At 58.5% G+C, this 16,129-nt stretch carries 15 protein-coding genes; 8 read left to right on the top strand and 7 right to left on the bottom strand.

Going from position 1 to position 16,129, the window contains the following annotated elements:
- Window positions 1-503 precede the first annotated feature (503 nt).
- The 3 genes from ASD46_RS24550 to ASD46_RS24540 all read left to right on the top strand — a co-directional run bounded on the left by ASD46_RS24550 (window position 504) and on the right by ASD46_RS24540 (window position 5,603).
- Window positions 504-2,387: an MFS transporter gene (locus tag ASD46_RS24550; RefSeq protein WP_003514082.1), complete on the top strand. Its 1,884-nt coding sequence runs from the start codon at window positions 504-506 to the stop codon at window positions 2,385-2,387.
- A 188-nt stretch (window positions 2,388-2,575) separates the two neighbouring features.
- Window positions 2,576-4,150 (top strand): Re/Si-specific NAD(P)(+) transhydrogenase subunit alpha, encoded by a 1,575-nt coding sequence (locus ASD46_RS24545; RefSeq protein WP_025594396.1) that lies wholly within the window; start codon window positions 2,576-2,578, stop codon window positions 4,148-4,150.
- 19 nt (window positions 4,151-4,169) lie between these two features.
- Window positions 4,170-5,603 carry an NAD(P)(+) transhydrogenase (Re/Si-specific) subunit beta gene (locus ASD46_RS24540; protein ID WP_003514086.1) on the top strand — a complete coding sequence of 478 codons (1,434 nt, stop codon included), beginning with the start codon at window positions 4,170-4,172 and terminating at the stop codon, window positions 5,601-5,603.
- 173 nt (window positions 5,604-5,776) lie between these two features.
- On the opposite strand, the gene rutF is transcribed toward ASD46_RS24540, so the two are convergent.
- The 7 genes from rutF to ASD46_RS24505 form a co-directional block, all read right to left on the bottom strand.
- Window positions 5,777-6,301, bottom strand: a complete 525-nt coding sequence (rutF, locus tag ASD46_RS24535) for an NADH-dependent FMN reductase RutF (protein ID WP_013636774.1) — start codon at window positions 6,299-6,301, stop codon at window positions 5,777-5,779.
- Window positions 6,302-6,327: 26 nt separating this feature from the next.
- Window positions 6,328-6,918: a malonic semialdehyde reductase gene (locus ASD46_RS24530; RefSeq protein WP_025594398.1), complete on the bottom strand. Its 591-nt coding sequence runs from the start codon at window positions 6,916-6,918 to the stop codon at window positions 6,328-6,330.
- A gap of 17 nt (window positions 6,919-6,935) precedes the next feature.
- A complete protein-coding gene (rutD, locus tag ASD46_RS24525; RefSeq protein WP_025594399.1) occupies window positions 6,936-7,727 on the bottom strand; it encodes a pyrimidine utilization protein D in 792 nt (263 codons plus the stop codon).
- 14 nt (window positions 7,728-7,741) lie between these two features.
- Window positions 7,742-8,128 (bottom strand): pyrimidine utilization protein C, encoded by a 387-nt coding sequence (rutC, locus tag ASD46_RS24520; protein WP_003492069.1) that lies wholly within the window; start codon window positions 8,126-8,128, stop codon window positions 7,742-7,744.
- 26 nt (window positions 8,129-8,154) lie between these two features.
- Window positions 8,155-8,895 carry a pyrimidine utilization protein B gene (rutB, locus tag ASD46_RS24515; RefSeq protein ID WP_025594401.1) on the bottom strand — a complete coding sequence of 247 codons (741 nt, stop codon included), beginning with the start codon at window positions 8,893-8,895 and terminating at the stop codon, window positions 8,155-8,157.
- Window positions 8,892-9,983, bottom strand: coding sequence for a pyrimidine utilization protein A (gene rutA, locus ASD46_RS24510; protein WP_025594402.1), 1,092 nt, complete (start codon window positions 9,981-9,983; stop codon window positions 8,892-8,894). The genes rutB and rutA overlap by 4 nt, the downstream gene beginning before the upstream one ends.
- 464 nt (window positions 9,984-10,447) lie before the next feature.
- On the bottom strand, window positions 10,448-11,059 hold the full coding sequence (locus ASD46_RS24505; RefSeq protein ID WP_003514096.1) for a biliverdin-producing heme oxygenase: 612 nt from the start codon (window positions 11,057-11,059) through the stop codon (window positions 10,448-10,450).
- Window positions 11,060-11,339: 280 nt separating this feature from the next.
- Here ASD46_RS24505 and ASD46_RS24500 point away from each other — a divergent pair, with 280 nt between their 5' ends.
- The 5 genes from ASD46_RS24500 to ASD46_RS24480 all read left to right on the top strand — a co-directional run bounded on the left by ASD46_RS24500 (window position 11,340) and on the right by ASD46_RS24480 (window position 16,112).
- Complete coding sequence (locus ASD46_RS24500; RefSeq protein WP_003504010.1) at window positions 11,340-12,224, top strand: dihydrodipicolinate synthase family protein; 885 nt, start codon at window positions 11,340-11,342, stop codon at window positions 12,222-12,224.
- 21 nt (window positions 12,225-12,245) lie between these two features.
- The gene (locus ASD46_RS24495) at window positions 12,246-12,902 is read left to right on the top strand and encodes a GntR family transcriptional regulator (RefSeq protein ID WP_003504009.1); all 657 of its coding nucleotides are present in this window, start codon (window positions 12,246-12,248) and stop codon (window positions 12,900-12,902) included.
- A gap of 104 nt (window positions 12,903-13,006) precedes the next feature.
- Window positions 13,007-14,338, top strand: a complete 1,332-nt coding sequence (locus ASD46_RS24490; RefSeq protein ID WP_003514099.1) for an ABC transporter substrate-binding protein — start codon at window positions 13,007-13,009, stop codon at window positions 14,336-14,338.
- Window positions 14,338-15,276, top strand: coding sequence for a carbohydrate ABC transporter permease (locus ASD46_RS24485; protein WP_019565060.1), 939 nt, complete (start codon window positions 14,338-14,340; stop codon window positions 15,274-15,276). Before ASD46_RS24490 ends, ASD46_RS24485 begins: the two co-directional genes overlap by 1 nt.
- Entirely contained in the window at window positions 15,276-16,112 is an 837-nt protein-coding gene (locus ASD46_RS24480) for a carbohydrate ABC transporter permease (protein ID WP_003504003.1), read from the top strand. Before ASD46_RS24485 ends, ASD46_RS24480 begins: the two co-directional genes overlap by 1 nt.
- The last annotated feature ends 17 nt before the right edge of the window (window positions 16,113-16,129 follow it).

Here is a 16,129-nt window from a genome sequence, read left to right as displayed (position 1 = left end):
AGCTCTCTTTCTGTCTCTCCTCTTTTGGGTGAGGTGAGGAACCCGCATCGCATTGCGGCTTCCTCGATCCCCAGCCAAACCGGGGAGAGAGCGGTGGCCAGAGACGTCAGACGGTTTTAATCGTCGTTTTGGCCGTAATTCGGATAGAATAAGAAAGACGCGGATCATCGCCGGCGGATTGTGCCGGTCCTTCCATGACAATCATGTCTGCAACATGCCTGCGCAAGGTGATGCTCCTTCTTCGCGAGAAGCTATTAGAAGGTTTGGTGTTCGTGTCAAGAAAAAAGGCACGTTGCGAGCGACCCAGCGCACAAGCGCAAATGCCACCTCGCGACATTTTTGCACGTTATGCATTAGACTAAAGTCATAATCCGAAAGCATCGCTCTCATTGGGGTTAATTTTCTGTCACTCTAACATTACGCGCATTGCACCCTTACGGGGGAGTCCGGAGGAGAGACAGGGCTCTGCAATGCGCTCATTTGACATCTGTGGAGGACAGACAATGGCAAACGTAGCAGCCGTGAGCGGCGCCGCCCGTCCCATGACGGGTGAGGAGAAGAAGGTGATTTTCGCCTCTTCTCTCGGAACAGTCTTCGAATGGTACGATTTTTATCTGTACGGCTCGCTCGCGATCTATATCGGCGCGAACTTCTTCAGCCAATATCCGGAAACGACACGTAACATCTTCGCGCTTCTGGCATTTGCCGCCGGCTTCCTCGTGCGCCCCTTCGGCGCCCTGGTGTTCGGGCGTCTCGGCGACATTGTCGGCCGTAAATACACCTTCCTGATCACCATTCTCATCATGGGCGTTTCGACATTCCTCGTCGGCGTCCTGCCCGGTGCATCGCAGATCGGCATCGCAGCCCCGATCATCCTGATCATCCTGCGCATGCTTCAGGGTCTGGCGCTTGGCGGCGAATATGGCGGTGCTGCAACTTATGTGGCCGAACACGCGCCTAACGGTCGCAGAGGCTATTACACCTCATGGATCCAGACGACGGCGACGCTCGGCCTCTTCCTGTCGCTGATGGTCATTCTCGGCGTGCAGTTCGCACTCGGCAAGGAAGCCTTCGCCGCCTGGGGCTGGCGTATTCCCTTCCTCGTTTCGGTTCTTTTGCTTGGCGTATCGGTCTGGATTCGTCTGAAAATGAACGAATCTCCTGCCTTCAAGAAGATGAAGGAAGAAGGCAAGACCTCCAAGGCACCGCTCAGCGAAGCCTTTGGCCAGTGGAAAAACGCAAAGATCGCCCTGCTTGCCCTCGTCGGCGCCGTCATCGGTCAGGCCGTCGTCTGGTATACGGGCCAGTTCTATGCGCTGTTCTTCCTGCAGAGCATTCTGAAGGTGGACGGCCAGTCGGCCAACATCATGGTCGCGGCGGCCCTCATCCTCGGCACGGGCTTCTTCGTGCTCTTCGGCTGGCTTTCCGACAAGATCGGCCGCAAGCCGATCATCATGGCGGGTCTCGTTCTCGCGATGCTGACCTACTTCCCGCTGTTCAAGGCGCTCACATGGGCGGGGAACCCGGCACTGGCGCAAGCGCAAGCCAGCGTTCGCGCCACCGTGACCGCTGCTCCGGGCGACTGCAAATTCCAGTTCAACCCGACAGGTACGGCGAAATTCACCACATCCTGCGATATCGCCACCTCGTTCCTGACACGCAACTCCGTTCCCTATGACGTCGTTGCTGGAGCGGCCGGAACGCCGGCAAGCGTCAAGATCGGCGACGCCACCATTGCGAGCTACGACGCAATCGCAGCCGGTGCGGATGCTGCCGCAAAAGACAGGGCCTTCCAGAAACAGGTCAACATCGCGCTGCATGACGGCGGCTACCCGCTGGTGCGTGGCGTAGCACAGGTGCCGGACGCAAAACTGGATGCCTTCATTGCCGCCAACCCGGAACTCAACCTCAATGCGGAAGCCGTTCGCGCAGCCGACAAGAAGATGGTGGCGACCGACAAGCTGGTGGCCGACAAGTTGCTGACGCCGGCCGAGACCGCCGGAGCGGCGGAAATGGCCGTCTACAGCATTGCCGGTGGTGGTACCTTCGCCATGGTCGCCGATCCGGCTGCCGTGAACTGGGTCGTCATCATCGCGGTCCTGACCGTCCTCGTGATCTACGTGACGATGGTCTACGGCCCGATTGCGGCCCTGCTGGTCGAACTGTTCCCGACCCGCATCCGCTACTCCGGCATGTCGCTGCCCTACCATATCGGCAACGGCTGGTTCGGCGGCCTGCTGCCCGCCACCGCTTTTGCGATGAGCGCGGCGAAGGGCGATATCTATTACGGCCTCTGGTACCCGATCGTTTTCGCGGGCATCACGCTGGTCATCGGCCTGCTGTTCCTGCCGGAAACCAAGGATCGCGACATCCACACCATGGAGTGAGCGGTTTCGCTCCCGACGACAGAGACCCGGCGCTGACGCGCCGGGTTTTTTATTGCCGCAGTACCGCCAGTGCCCGAACTGGCCTTTCGCAGGCTGTCAATCCGCCGCAGGTAGAAACCGCCAAAAACAAGACAAAAACGCTCGAAATAGGCTATGACGCCCTATCGTGCGGAAAAGGGAGAGCCATTTTGAAAATCGGGACGCCTAAGGAATTATATGATGGCGAGGCGCGCGTCGGCATGACGCCCGACAGCGCGCAAGGCCTGCAGAAACTCGGATATGATTGCATCCTCGAAACAGGCGCGGGCAAGGCGGCGGGATTTTCCGACGACGCCTATCGCGCAGCCGGTGTCACCATCGTCGATAGCGCCGATGCGCTTTATACCGGTGCCGACATCATCGCCAAGGTTCGTCCGCCGGAAACGTCGGAGATTGATCGCCTGTCTTCGGACAAGACGCTGATCTCGTTCTTCTATCCCGCACAGAACAAGGACCTTCTGGAGCAGGCGAAGGAAAAGGGCGCAAATGTCATCGCCATGGACATGGTGCCGCGCATTTCCCGCGCCCAGAAAATGGACGCGCTGTCCTCCATGGCCAACATCGCCGGCTATCGCGCCGTCATCGAGGCCGGCAATAATTTCGGCCGCTTCTTCACCGGCCAGGTAACCGCCGCCGGCAAGGTGCCGCCCGCCAAGGTGCTGGTCATAGGTGCCGGCGTTGCCGGTCTTGCCGCCATCGGCACGGCAACCTCGCTTGGCGCCATTACCTATGCCTTCGACGTGCGCCCGGAAGTGGCCGAACAGATCGAATCCATGGGCGCCGAATTCGTCTATCTCGATTTCGCCGACCAGAGCCAGGATGGCGCAGCGACCGGCGGTTACGCCGCCCCCTCCTCGCCGGAATTCCGCGAAAAGCAGCTTGAGAAATTCCGCGAGCTGGCACCGCAGATCGATATCGTCATCACCACGGCGCTGATCCCCGGCCGTGACGCCCCGAAGCTGTGGCTGGCCGACATGGTGGCGGCAATGAAGCCGGGTTCGGTCATCATCGACCTCGCCGCCGAGCGCGGCGGCAATTGCGATCTCACGGTGCCCGACCAGCGCGTCGTCTCGGACAATGGCGTCATCGTCATTGGCTACACGGATTTCCCGAGCCGCATGGCCACGCAGGCCTCAACGCTCTATTCCACCAACATCCGTCACATGATGACCGATCTGACGCCCGCAAAGGACGGCAAGGTCGTTCACAACATGGAAGACGACGTCATCCGCGGTGCGACCGTCACCTATCAGGGCAACATCACCTTTCCGCCACCGCCACCGAAGATCCAGGCCATCGCCGCGCAGAAACCCAAGGAACGAGCAAAAGAGCTTACGCCTGAGGAAAAGCACGCCAAGGAACGGGCCGAGTTCAAGGCGCAGACGAAAAGCCAGGTCGGTCTGCTCGTCATCGGTACGGCGGCCCTGCTTCTCGTCGGCCTTTACGCACCGGCAAGCTTCATGAGCCATTTCATCGTCTTCGTGCTCGCCTGCTTTATCGGCTTCTCCGTCATCTGGAATGTCAGCCACTCGCTGCACACGCCGCTGATGGCCGTGACGAACGCGATTTCCGGCATCGTCATTATCGGCGCGCTGCTGCAGATCGGTTCCGGCAACTGGCTGGTGGTGATCCTTGCCTCACTTTCCGTCCTGATCGCGACGATCAACATCGTCGGCGGTTTCCTTGTGACACGGCGCATGCTCGCCATGTTCCAGAAGTCCTGAGCCGTGTAGGGGACACATAATGACCATTGGTATCGTTTCCGCGGCCTATGTTGCCGCAGCCGTTCTATTCATCCTCTCCCTCGGTGGTCTTTCCGGGCAGGAAAGCGCCAAGCGCGCCGTCTGGTACGGCATAACAGGCATGGGTCTTGCCATTGTCGCCACGGTCTTCGGACCTGATGTCGGCAACTGGTTCATCGTACTTCTGATGCTGGCGGGTGGCGCCGTTCTCGGCTACTTCGTCGCAAACCGCGTGCAGATGACCGAGATGCCGCAGCTTGTTGCAGCACTTCACTCCTTTGTCGGTCTGGCCGCCGTCTTCATCGGCTTCAACGCCCATATCGAGGAAGCGCATGTCGCCTCGCTCGATGAGACGGCGCGTTCCCTGTTGACAGGCTTTTCCGCCCTCCTCGCCCATAAGACGCCGGTAGAACTGGCAATCATGAAGGTCGAGGTCTTCCTCGGCGTCTTCATCGGCGCCGTCACCTTCACCGGTTCCGTCGTCGCCTTCGGCAAGCTTGCCGGCAAGGTGGACGGCAAGGCGAAGAAGCTTCCGGGCGGACACGTCCTCAATGCCGGTGCCGCGATCCTGTCGCTCGTCCTGCTCATCATGTATTGCAACGGTGCTGGTGCATGGACGCTGGTGCTGATGACGCTTGCCGCCTTCTTCATCGGCTATCACCTGATCATGGGTATCGGCGGTGCAGACATGCCTGTCGTCGTCTCGATGCTGAACAGCTATTCCGGCTGGGCGGCGGCCGCCATCGGCTTCACGCTCGGCAACGATCTCCTGATCGTTACCGGTGCGCTTGTCGGCTCCTCGGGTGCGATCCTGTCCTACATCATGTGCAAGGCCATGAACCGCTCCTTCATATCGGTCATCCTCGGCGGCTTCGGCGGCACGACGGGTCCGGCGATGGAAATCGAGGGCGAGCAGGTGGCAATCGATGCCGAAGGCGTGGCATCAGCGCTGAACGACGCTGACAGCGTCATCATCGTGCCCGGTTACGGCATGGCGGTGGCACAGGCACAACAGGCCGTTTCCGAACTGACCCGCAAGCTGCGCGCCGACGGCAAGACCGTGCGTTTCGCCATCCACCCGGTTGCGGGTCGTCTTCCCGGCCACATGAACGTGCTGCTCGCCGAAGCAAAGGTGCCCTACGACATCGTGCTGGAAATGGACGAGATCAACGACGATTTCCCCAATACCGACGTCGTCATCGTCATCGGCTCCAACGACATCGTCAACCCGGCGGCACAGGACGATCCCAACTCGCCCATCGCCGGCATGCCGGTTCTGGAAGTATGGAAATCCAAACTGGTCATCGTTTCCAAGCGTGGCCAGGGCACGGGTTACTCCGGCATCGAGAACCCGCTGTTCTACAAGGACAACACCCGCATGTTCTACGGCGATGCGAAGAAGTCGATCAACGATCTTTTGCCGCTGATCAAGTGATGAAAAAGGGCGTTTCCGGGAGACCGGAAACGCCCTTCTTACTGACGTGAAAAGAAAGCTCCGCCGTCATCCTCGGGCTTGTCCCGGTTGCAGATTCTCGGGACAAGCCCGAGGATGACGGCGCGCAAATAGCTGATCGTGAGTTAAGGGTAAACCGGCCCCAGAGACCGCTCTCAAAGCACCCGGTAACGCCGGTTGAAATACATCAGTGCTTCGTCGCCCTCATTGATCTTCATATCGACGACATCGCAGATCAGGATATCGTGCGTGCCGCCATCATGTGCCTCGCGAATGCGGCAATCGAAGGAGACCAGTGCGTCTTCCAGAACTGGAGCGCCGGTTTCGAGCACGCCCCAGCTTCCGGCAGCGAAACGTTCTTCCGCCGGTGTCTTGCCGCCGAACAGGGTGCTTAGTACCTCGTGCTTGGAAGCAAGCGTGTTGACGCAGATGACGCCATTGCCCTTCACCACATTATAAGCGGAAGAGCCGCGGTTGAGGCAGACGAGAAGCGTGGGCGGATTGTCGGAAACGCTGCAAACGGCCGTCGCTGCAAATCCCGCACGGCCTGCCGCACCGTCCGTGGTGACGATGTTGACTGCCGCACCGAGCCGCGCCATGGCATTTCTATAATCGAGGCTGCGTTCCTGTGCAGTCTTCGTCTCCATTTCCGCTTCCTTTTCAAGAGACATCATCCGCATCTAAACCATCCTTCCTTAACAGGCCCTCAAGCCAGAACACAGGCGTCTTCGAACGCAAGTCGCGGCAGGCGGCCGAACAGCTTCGACGGATCGCCGTAACCAAGATTGATGAGGAAATTGGATTTCCACGTCGTACCCGCAAAAAATTCCGCATCCACCTTTCCCTTGTCGAAACCGGACATGGCTCCGGTATCAAGCCCGAGCGCGCGGGCGGCAAGGATGAGATAACCGGCTTGCAGCGTGGCATTGCGGAATGCCGTTTCCTCGGCCATCGCCGCACTGGAGGTGAACCAGGAACGCGCATCGGCATGGGGAAACAGCACCGGTAGCTTCTCGTAAAATTCGCTGTCGATGGCAGCGATGACCGTGACGGGTGCTGCCATGGTCTTTTCCAGATTGCCCGAAGAAAGCGCCGGCCTCAATTTTTCCTTGGCTTCCGGGCTGCGCACGAAAACGAAACGCGCCGGCGAGCAATTGGCCGAGGTCGGCCCCATCTTCGTCAGGTCATAAAGCGCTGTCAGCGTCTCATCCCCGATCGGCTTGTCCGTCCAGCCATTGTGGGTGCGTGCCTCGGTGAAAAGTGTTGCCAATGCAGCGTCGTCCAATGCTCTCGTCATTTTACTCTCAAATCCCGTCAGAATGTTTGTGTTGCCGGTAGCAGAAACTGCAAAAGCCGCGCGTTGAAAAGGTCAGAATCGGTGATATTGACCGCATGCGCTCCGAAATCGAGAAGGCAAAGCTCGCTTTGCGGCAAACCTTCCGCAAGACGCAGCGACCGGGTATAGGGCACCAGAAGATCGTCCTTGGTTGCCACTACCAGAACCGGATTGCCGATCTCGCCGAGGCGCGCGTCGATATCAAAGGCCCGGAGCGCCGCGATGCGCCGAAGCACATTCGCCCTGCCCTGAAAATGCGCGACGCCATGCGCATCGTCACGTGCCAGCCGCTCCTGATGCTCTGACATCCAGGCCGCCGGATAAAGAAACAGCGGCTGGGCTTTCACGAAAGCCTCGACACCGGATTTTTCCAGAAGCTCGATCCGCACATCGAAGCAGCGCCCGGAATGCGGATCGGCCTTACTCCAGGCATTGATAAGAACAAGCCCTTCGATGAGGCCGGGCTTGCGAAGCGCGATATCGAGTCCGATCAGACCGCCAAGCGCATGGCCCATGAAGTGAAATTTTTCGAGGTTCAGCGCCGAGACGATCTCCAGCACATCATCGGCCATCGCCGATATGCCGCCATCTGCCGGCACCTCGCCGCCGGTCCGGCCAGTTCCGCGATGGTCATAGGTAACGATCCGGAAATGGCTGGAAAGGGCCTCGATCTGCGGCGCCCAATAGGCGCCCGATCCACCCAGTCCCGATGACAGCAGGATAGTGGGCGCCTCAGGCTCGGCCCGGCCATGAACCTCGAAATGCATCATTTTGCCGTTTCGCCTTACTTGCCGATATGTGCGACGGTGGCGATTTCCACCAGTGCATCAGGCTTTACGAGGCCGCACTGGATGCAATAACGCGCGGGCTTGTCGCCGGGGAAATATTCGGCATAGACCGTGTTCACGGCTTGGTAATTCGCCCAGTCGGTGATGAAGATGTGGTTCATCGTCACGTCCTCCATGGTGCCGCCGGCGGTCTCAATAACAGATTTGATGGTTTCCAGAACATGGCGTGTCTGGGCGCTGGCATCGCCCACATGCACGACATTATTGTCCTTGTCGAATGGCAGCGTACCGGAAACGTAAACCACGCCATCGGCAAGGGTTCCCGGCGAAAAAGGGGCGATGGGTTTGCTTGTACCGGCAGGCACGACGATCTTCTTCGGCATTTCATTCTCCTCTTTGTGTTTGGGGATCAATCCCTGACGGGTGCGGCCTGCGAGATGACGCCGCAGAAATCATTGACGGTCGCCACCCAGCCGAAAAATTTCTCGACATTGTAGACAGTCGCCTGCTGGATATAGTCCGGGCCCAGATGGTGCGTAGCATCCTCCAGCATCACCCCGAAATATTCGAGATGGAAAGCGTCGCGCAGCGAGCTTTCGACGCAGACATTCGTGGCGACGCCGACGAACACCAGATTGCGGATGCCGCGGGCACGCAGGACGCTGTCCATATTGGTGTTAAAGAAACCGCTGTAACGCGTCTTCGGCACCAAGATATCGCCGGGCTGGGGCTGCAACTCGTCAACGATGGCATAGTCCCATGTGCCCTTGGCCAACAGCTGGCCCTGCAATTCCGGCCTTTTGCGCATCGTCTTCAGCGCGTTGGACTTGTGCCAGTTGGGCGAACCCGGCCCACCGGCCTCGACATAATCCTTGTCCCAGCCATTCTGGAAATAGATGACCTGAACACCTGCCGCCCGCGCTGCATCCAGCGTCTTCTTGATGTTGGCGATGGTGCCCTTGGCGCCGGAAATATCGAACCCGGCAAGATCGACGTAACCGCCCTCGGTCGAATAGGCGTTCTGCATGTCGACCACGACAACGGCGGTCTCGCTGGGCTTGAGGGTAATCGGCTCCGGCCTTGCGGGAAGCGTCACACTTTCCGAACGGCTTTCCGGCCCCTTGTAACCCGCCACGACGGCTTCACTCATTCCGCTGCCTCCAGTTCGGCCAGCACATGCTGGCGGCTCTTCATCAGCGGCTGTACATATTTGCCGAATTTTTCGACGCCTTCGAGAAAATCGTCAAAGGTCAGCATCACGCCACCCGTTCCCGGCACGTCGCTCATTTCATCCAGCATCGCCGCTACTTCCTCATAGGAGCCAATCAGCGTTCCCATGTTGATGTTGACCGCCGAGACGGGATTGGACATGTGCCGGACATTGGTGTCGGAGCCGGACTTGGTGTCGACAGAACTCTGCAGGCCGAGCCACTTGATCGCGTCTTCATCCGCGCCCGCCTTGTAATGCTCCCACTTCGCCCAGGCATCCTCGGATTTTTCTTCCGCAAGGATCATGGTCAGCACGACGGATTTAACCTCGCGACCCGACTTTTCCGTTGCCGCCAGAAGTCGCTCATTGGTGGGTGCAAAAGCCTTTGGCGTATTGACGCCGACGCCGAAGCAGAAGCTGTAATCGGCGAATTTGGCAGAGAACGCCATGCCGGAATTGGAGGAACCGGCGCAGATGAGCTTCACATCCCCCTGCGGCACCGGCTTCATGCGGCAATCATCCATCTGAAAGAACTTGCCCTTGAAGTCCGACTGTCCTTCCGTCAGCAACTCTTTCAGCACGGAGGTATATTCGCCGAGATATTCATAGCGATCACCGAAATAATCGTCGCCCGGCCAAAGGCCCATCTGGCTGTATTCAGGACGCTGCCAGCCGGTAATAAGGTTGATGCCGAAACGCCCGCCGGAAATGGAATCGATCGTCGTCGCCATGCGCGCAACGATGGCCGGCGGCATGACAAGCGTGGCGGCGGTGCCGAACAGCTTGATCTTGGAGGTCACGGCGGCGAGGCCCGCCATCAGGGTGAAGGATTCCAGATTATAATCCCAGAACTCGGTCTTGCCGCCAAAGCCGCGCAGCTTGATCATCGACAGCGCGAAATCGAAGCCGTACTTTTCCGCCTTCAGCGTGATTTCCTTGTTCAGGTCGAAGCTTGGCTTGTATTGCGGCGCGTTCTCGGAAAGGAGCCACCCATTATTCCCGATCGGTATAAAAACACCAACTTCCATCTTGCTGTTCCCTTTTTTGGCATCAGGCGTTTTCCTGATTTGAAGAAAGAGTAGCAGGTTCCGTGCCAGACGAAAAAAAATAATTTTATCAATTGGATAATTTTTTGGAGGCTAATTTCTTTTTACCAAAAGATAAAAATTTTATCATTTGGTAAATTAATATGCCTGTTTATTCGGCAAATATCGAACGCAATGTGCGGGAAATGAGCGGCTCTCACAATGGTTCTGAAGCGTTGCACGACAGCCGAAAACCACTCCTCCGTCACGCCGGACTTGATCCTGTATCCAGCCGCGGCCCGTCCGCGCCGCCAATAGAGCCCCGCGCGATCAAACACTTGATCGCACTAGACCCCGGACCAAGCCCGGGGTGATGGCGTGAGGATGCTAAGACGAGGTGAGCACGAATGTGCAACGAGGCATTTCAAGCGCTGTGAAGACAACCAGCGACAAGCTATGCCAAAACCTCAACCGAGGCGTTGCTGCGCGTAGGCATGCACGGCCCTGAAGGCGGCTTCGGCGCCGGCGACGACCCGCTCCTCTTCTTCGATGGTCAGCGAAATTTCATCGAGCGCGGCCGTAAAGGTACGCCAATGCAGGCCGCGCCCTTCCGGAGCGCCGGCCAGATGGCGCGCGCCGAATTCTTCGGTGAGGCCAAGCTTGGCTGCATCTTTAAGAAGGAAAGCCGCGCCGAGATTCGAGCCTTCGACCACATAAAGCCAGCCCATGGCCTCAGGTAGATCGAACGGCGTTTCGCTGGTAAAGCGCGGCTCGTTTGTTTCAGGAATGGCGTGTCCCAGATCGGCAAGGTCCTGCTCTATCATGGAGAGACGGCGACGACCCTTAAGATCAGGCAGCAGGCCATCAAGCGTTTCATTGGAGAAAAACGCATCGAGGTCGCGATGGAAAAGATATTGCGTTTCCACGAATTTGCCGAAGTTCTCCCGGCTCTCGAACGGCTTCGCTGCCATGATGAATGTGTCGAGACCACCATGCGCGCCACGCGTGGCAGCCCTCAGGCGCTTCACGCGGCTCTGCTCGATCTCTTCCACAGGCGCTGATGGCTCCACAATGGTCATGACGCTTCCCTTTATCCCATATTCAGATTGCCTGATAAAAATCTTTACTTAAACAGTCAAATTTATTTTAGCATTTTTCCTGTGCATCGCTAAAAAATGGCATTCGCGTAAACCGGTGTAAACATTCCATGCCCCACCGGGCGCAACACCGATCCTGAGGCAGCTTTAGAAGCCAATTCCCCCCGCTCCAGCCTCCCGAACAATCATTCTGTAATTACCGCTTTACAACTAACATGTCAGTGTGCCATCAATCTGCAGCCATCTTGGAGGAGCATCTTAATTGACCCAGAAATTCGGCCTTTCGGCAGCACTGACGACCCCTTTCAAAACTGACGGAACCGTCGATACAGACGCCATGATCGCGCATGCCCGCCGTTGCCTTGCAAATGGTTGCGACAGCGTGACACTCTTCGGCACCACCGGCGAGGGATGCTCCGTCGGCAGCCGCGAACGGCAGGTCATTCTCTCCCGCTTCATCGAGGCAGGCATTGCGCCTTCCCGTCTGGTCACCGGCGTTCTCGTGGATTCCATCGAGGATGCAGCCGACCAATCCGCCGAGGCCCTGAACGCAGGTGCCCGCAATATTCTTCTCGCCCCACCATCCTATTTCAAGAATGTCAGCGATGACGGCCTGTTTGCCTGGTTCTCGGCGGTTTTCGAAAAGATCGGCAAGGGCGCGCGCGACATTCTCGTCTATAACATCCCTTCCGTGACCATGGTAACACTGTCGGTCGAACTGGTGGGGCGGCTGAGACAAGCGTTTCCGGGCATCGTCACCGGCGTGAAGGACTCCTCAGGCAACTGGAGCCACACAGAGCGCCTGCTGAAAGAACACGGCGATCTCGCCATTCTGATCGGCGATGAGCGTGATCTGGCCAAGGGCGTTCGCCTGGGCGGTCAGGGAGCCATCTCCGGCGTTGCCAATTTCCTGACGCAGGAAGTCCGCGCCATGGCCGTTGACGGCAAGGACGATGCGCGCATCGTCGATCTTGTTGTGGAACTTCTGAAATTTCCGGTTACGCCCGCCGTCAAGGTGCTGGTATCACACACGACAGGGGAAAATATCTGGTCTGATGTGCGCGCGCCGCTCGTTGCCATTTCACCGGAGGGCCGGCGGCAGATCGAAGGCGCATTCGACGCGCTGTTTCGCAAACAGGCCGCCTGAACAGACCTTGAAAGGTTGAGCATGGACGATACCGGCGAACAGACATTGCGGGAACGGGCGTATGAAAGCTTTACGCATCACCTTCTCTCGCGCGACGTTCGCCCTGGGCAATTCATCTCGCAACGCCGCCTCGTGGAATTGACGGGTCTGCCGCTGGGCGCGATCCGGGAAGCAATTCCACGGCTGGAGGCGGAAGGTCTGATCAAGACCGTGCCGCAGCGGGGATTGCAGGTCGCCCATATCGACATCAACCTCATCCGCGAGGCGTTCCAGTTCCGGATCTTTCTCGAGAAGGAGGCCGTGGCGCTCTTTACGCGTTCGGCCTCGGACGAGACCATCGCCAAGCTGTTAAAACAGCACCGCGATATCGTCGAGGCGACGGAAAACGGTGGGGAATCGCCGGAGCTGGACCAGCACGCGCAGCAGGTGGACTGGGGCATGCACGACGCCTTCATCGATAGTCTCGGCAATTCGATCATCTCGAACGCCTACAGGGTCAATTCCATCAAGATGCGCCTCATCAATCAGGAGCGCTTTCGCATCGCAGGCCATGTCAAATCGGTGATGAAAGAACACCTCGCCATTCTCGAAGCCATTGAGAAGCGATCCGTCGAAGACGCCGTGGAGCGGCTGACCGCCCATATCCGCAACGCAAGGGACAGGGCGCTGGCAGTATAGGGCAATTCCGGTAGGGCAGAAGAAAGGTCCTGCCCGGAATTGCATGAAAATAAGCAACAAGCCGGAGGTGAGGAGAATTTCCGGCTAACTGGAGGAGAACTGACATGACGCATTCATTGCTCAACCCCACGCGTCGCGCCTTTCTGGCAGGCACGGCAGCGATCGGTGGCAGCGCGGTGCTCGGCATCCGCCCCGCATCGGCGGCGGTGAACTGGAAAAAACACGCCGGCACCACGCTTGAAGTCAACCTGGTCAAAAGCCCGCGCAGCGAAACGCTGATCAAATATCTGGGCGAATTCGAGGAACTGACCGGCATCAAGGTCAATGCCGAAGCAACACCTGAACAGCAGCAGCGCCAGAAGGTGGTAATCGAGCTTTCCTCCGGCAAGCCGAGCTTCGACGTCGTTCATCTGAGCTACCACGTGCAGAAGAGACAGTTCGAAAAGGGCAAGTGGCTGGCCGATATCAGCGGCTTCCTGAAGGACCCGTCGCTGACCGATCCGTCCCTTGTCGAAAAGGATTTCGCCGAAGCCGGCATGCTGTTTGCCAAGGATAGCGACGGCGTGCTGCGCTCGCTGCCATTCTCGGTGGATTACTGGATCGTCTACTGGAACAAGGAACTCTTCGAAGCCAAGGGCCTGAAATACCCTGAGACCTTCGAGGAATTGGTGACGGCAGCGGAAAAGATCACCGATCCCGCAACCAACACCTACGGTTTCGTCGCCCGCGGCCTGAAGAACGCCAACACCCCGGTCTGGACTTCGTTGATGCTGGGCTACGGCGCAAAGCCGATCGGCGCGGACGGAAAGGTCGACACCGAATCCAAGGAAGCGGTCGAGGCAGCGAAACTCTATCAACGCTTGATGACCAAAGCCGCCCCTCCCGGCGTTTCCGGCTTCAACTGGGCCGAAGCGCAGTCTGCCTTCCTTCAGGGCAAGATCGGCATGTGGTTTGATGGCGTCGGTTTTGCACCGCCGATCGAAAACCCGGAAAAATCCCGCGTGGTCGGCAAGGTCGGTTACGGTGTCATGCCGAAGGGCCCGGCAGTACAGGCGGCCGGCACCTTCGGCGATGGCCTTGGTGTCGTCGAAGCCAGCAGCAAGAAGGAAGCGGCCTACCTCTTCTGCCAATGGGCGATTTCGCACGACATGGGCGCGCGCCTGTTGCAGGCGGGTGCAGGCGTTCCGTTCCGCCAGTCCATCCTCGAAGACCAGAAGGTGCGTGAGGGCGTGAAGATGCCGGCCGCCTGGCTGGATGCGGTCGTCGGTTCCGGCAAGGTCTCGCAGCTTGCCCTGCCGGTCATCATTCCAGTCACGGAATTCCGCGACATCTACGGCGTCGGCCTCACCAACATGATCGGCGGCGCCGACCCGGCAGCTGAGCTGAAAAAAGCGACGGAACAGTTCGCACCCGTTCTGGCGCGTAGCGAGGGATAATGGCCTCCGTGAGCATCGAAAACACCAAAACAGGCGTCAGCCGGAAAGAAAGGAGCAGGCCCGCAAGGCTTGCTCCCAACTACTGGCCTTTCGTCATACCGGCACTTGTCGTCATCTCGGCGGTGATCGTTTTTCCGTGGGTCTTCACCCTGTGGATGAGCGTGCATCGCTGGACGCTCGGACAGGAGCAGAGCTTTATCGGTTTCGATAACTATATAAGGCTCGCAAGCGACGTGAGGTTCTGGGAGTCGCTCTGGCACACCCTCATCTATACCGTGCTGTCGGTCGTCGCTCCGCTGTTTCTGGGAACATTGGCGGCGCTGGTTTTCGATGCGCAGTTTCCGCTGCGCGGTTTTCTGCGCGGCGTGTTCGTGATGCCGATGATGGCGACCCCGGTCGCCATCGCGCTCGTCTGGACCATGATGTTCCACCCGCAGCTCGGCGTTCTGAACTATCTCTTGTCCTTCATCCATATCGGACCGCTGGAATGGATCTACAACCAGTCCACCGTCATCCCCTCGCTGGTGCTGGTGGAAACCTGGCAATGGACGCCGCTCGTCATGCTGATCGTGCTCGGCGGGCTGGCTGCAGTACCCCGCGAACCCTATGAGAGCGCCGAAATCGATGGCGCCAACGCCTGGCAGAAGTTTCGTTACCTGACCATGCCGATGATCGCGCCGTTCCTGATGATCGCCGTCATCATCCGCTCCATCGATGCCGTCAAAAGCTTCGACATCATCTACGCGATGACGCAGGGCGGCCCTGGCACGGCCTCGGAAACCATCAACATCTACCTCTACAACACGGCGTTTTCCTACTACGACATCGGTTACGGCTCGGCCATGGCCGTCGTCTTCTTCATCATCATCGTAGCGCTGTCCTTTGTGCTTTTGATGGTGCGCCAGCGTGCGCAATGGAACGAGATGGAGGATCGCTGATGGCTCGCCAATTGCTCAAACGTAAAAACCTCGACCGCATCGGCCTGTTTTTCGTGGCGCTGGTGATGATTTCGCCTGTCATCCTGTTCTTCATCTGGATGATTTCGCTATCGCTGAAATATGAAATCGACAACGGCGCCTATCCGCCGATCCTCATCCCCGAACGCTTCGCATGGTCGAACTATGTGAAGGTGTTCGAGGAGAATAATTTCTTCCTCTATTTCTGGAATTCGGTGCTCGTCACCGGTGCGGCCACCATTCTGGCGCTGGTGATCGGCGTGCCTGCCGGTTACGGCATCGCCCGGCTGAAGGCGGAAAAGTCGGCTGTCGTCATAATGATCGCCCGTATGACGCCCGGCCTCTCCTTCCTCATTCCGCTATTCCTGCTGTTCCAATGGCTGAACCTGCTCGGCACACTCTGGCCGCAGATCATCATCCATCTCGTGGTGACGGTTCCCATCGTGGTCTGGATCATGATCGGTTATTTCGAAACCACGCCGAAGGAACTGGAAGAAGCGGCAAGCATCGATGGCGCATCCTCCTGGCAGGTGTTCCGGCTGGTGGCGTTGCCGATTGCCAAGCCCGGCATCGTCGTTTCCTTCATTCTGGCGGTCATCTTCTCGTGGAACAACTTCGTCTTCGGCATCGTGCTGGCCAGCCGTGAAACGCGCACCCTGCCGGTGGCGGTCTACAACATGCTCTCCTTCGAACAGGTGAGCTGGGGACCGCTTGCCGCAGCCGCGCTGATCGTGACGCTGCCGGTGCTGCTGCTCACCATGTTCGCGCAGAAACAGATCGTGGCGGGCCTGACCGCCGGCGCCGTCAAGGGCGGCTGAATCAACCAATTAAAAAT

Origin of the sequence: Rhizobium sp. Root491 (genome assembly GCF_001427205.1) — a bacterium.
Classification (GTDB): domain Bacteria; phylum Pseudomonadota; class Alphaproteobacteria; order Rhizobiales; family Rhizobiaceae; genus Agrobacterium; species Agrobacterium tumefaciens.
Note: the sequence above shows the minus strand (reverse complement) of the source record. Positions and strands in the feature narration are given on the sequence as shown.

Coding starts and splice junctions, on each gene's coding strand:
- ASD46_RS24550 (WP_003514082.1), top strand. CDS start 504: ATGGCAAACGTAGCAGCCGTGAGCGGCGCCGCCCGTCCCATGACGGGT.
- ASD46_RS24540 (WP_003514086.1), top strand. CDS start 4,170: ATGACCATTGGTATCGTTTCCGCGGCCTATGTTGCCGCAGCCGTTCTA.
- rutF (WP_013636774.1), bottom strand. CDS start 6,301: ATGCGGATGATGTCTCTTGAAAAGGAAGCGGAAATGGAGACGAAGACT.
- ASD46_RS24530 (WP_025594398.1), bottom strand. CDS start 6,918: ATGACGAGAGCATTGGACGACGCTGCATTGGCAACACTTTTCACCGAG.
- rutD (WP_025594399.1), bottom strand. CDS start 7,727: ATGATGCATTTCGAGGTTCATGGCCGGGCCGAGCCTGAGGCGCCCACT.
- rutC (WP_003492069.1), bottom strand. CDS start 8,128: ATGCCGAAGAAGATCGTCGTGCCTGCCGGTACAAGCAAACCCATCGCC.
- rutB (WP_025594401.1), bottom strand. CDS start 8,895: ATGAGTGAAGCCGTCGTGGCGGGTTACAAGGGGCCGGAAAGCCGTTCG.
- rutA (WP_025594402.1), bottom strand. CDS start 9,983: ATGGAAGTTGGTGTTTTTATACCGATCGGGAATAATGGGTGGCTCCTT.
- ASD46_RS24505 (WP_003514096.1), bottom strand. CDS start 11,059: ATGACCATTGTGGAGCCATCAGCGCCTGTGGAAGAGATCGAGCAGAGC.
- ASD46_RS24495 (WP_003504009.1), top strand. CDS start 12,246: ATGGACGATACCGGCGAACAGACATTGCGGGAACGGGCGTATGAAAGC.
- ASD46_RS24490 (WP_003514099.1), top strand. CDS start 13,007: ATGACGCATTCATTGCTCAACCCCACGCGTCGCGCCTTTCTGGCAGGC.
- ASD46_RS24485 (WP_019565060.1), top strand. CDS start 14,338: ATGGCCTCCGTGAGCATCGAAAACACCAAAACAGGCGTCAGCCGGAAA.
- ASD46_RS24480 (WP_003504003.1), top strand. CDS start 15,276: ATGGCTCGCCAATTGCTCAAACGTAAAAACCTCGACCGCATCGGCCTG.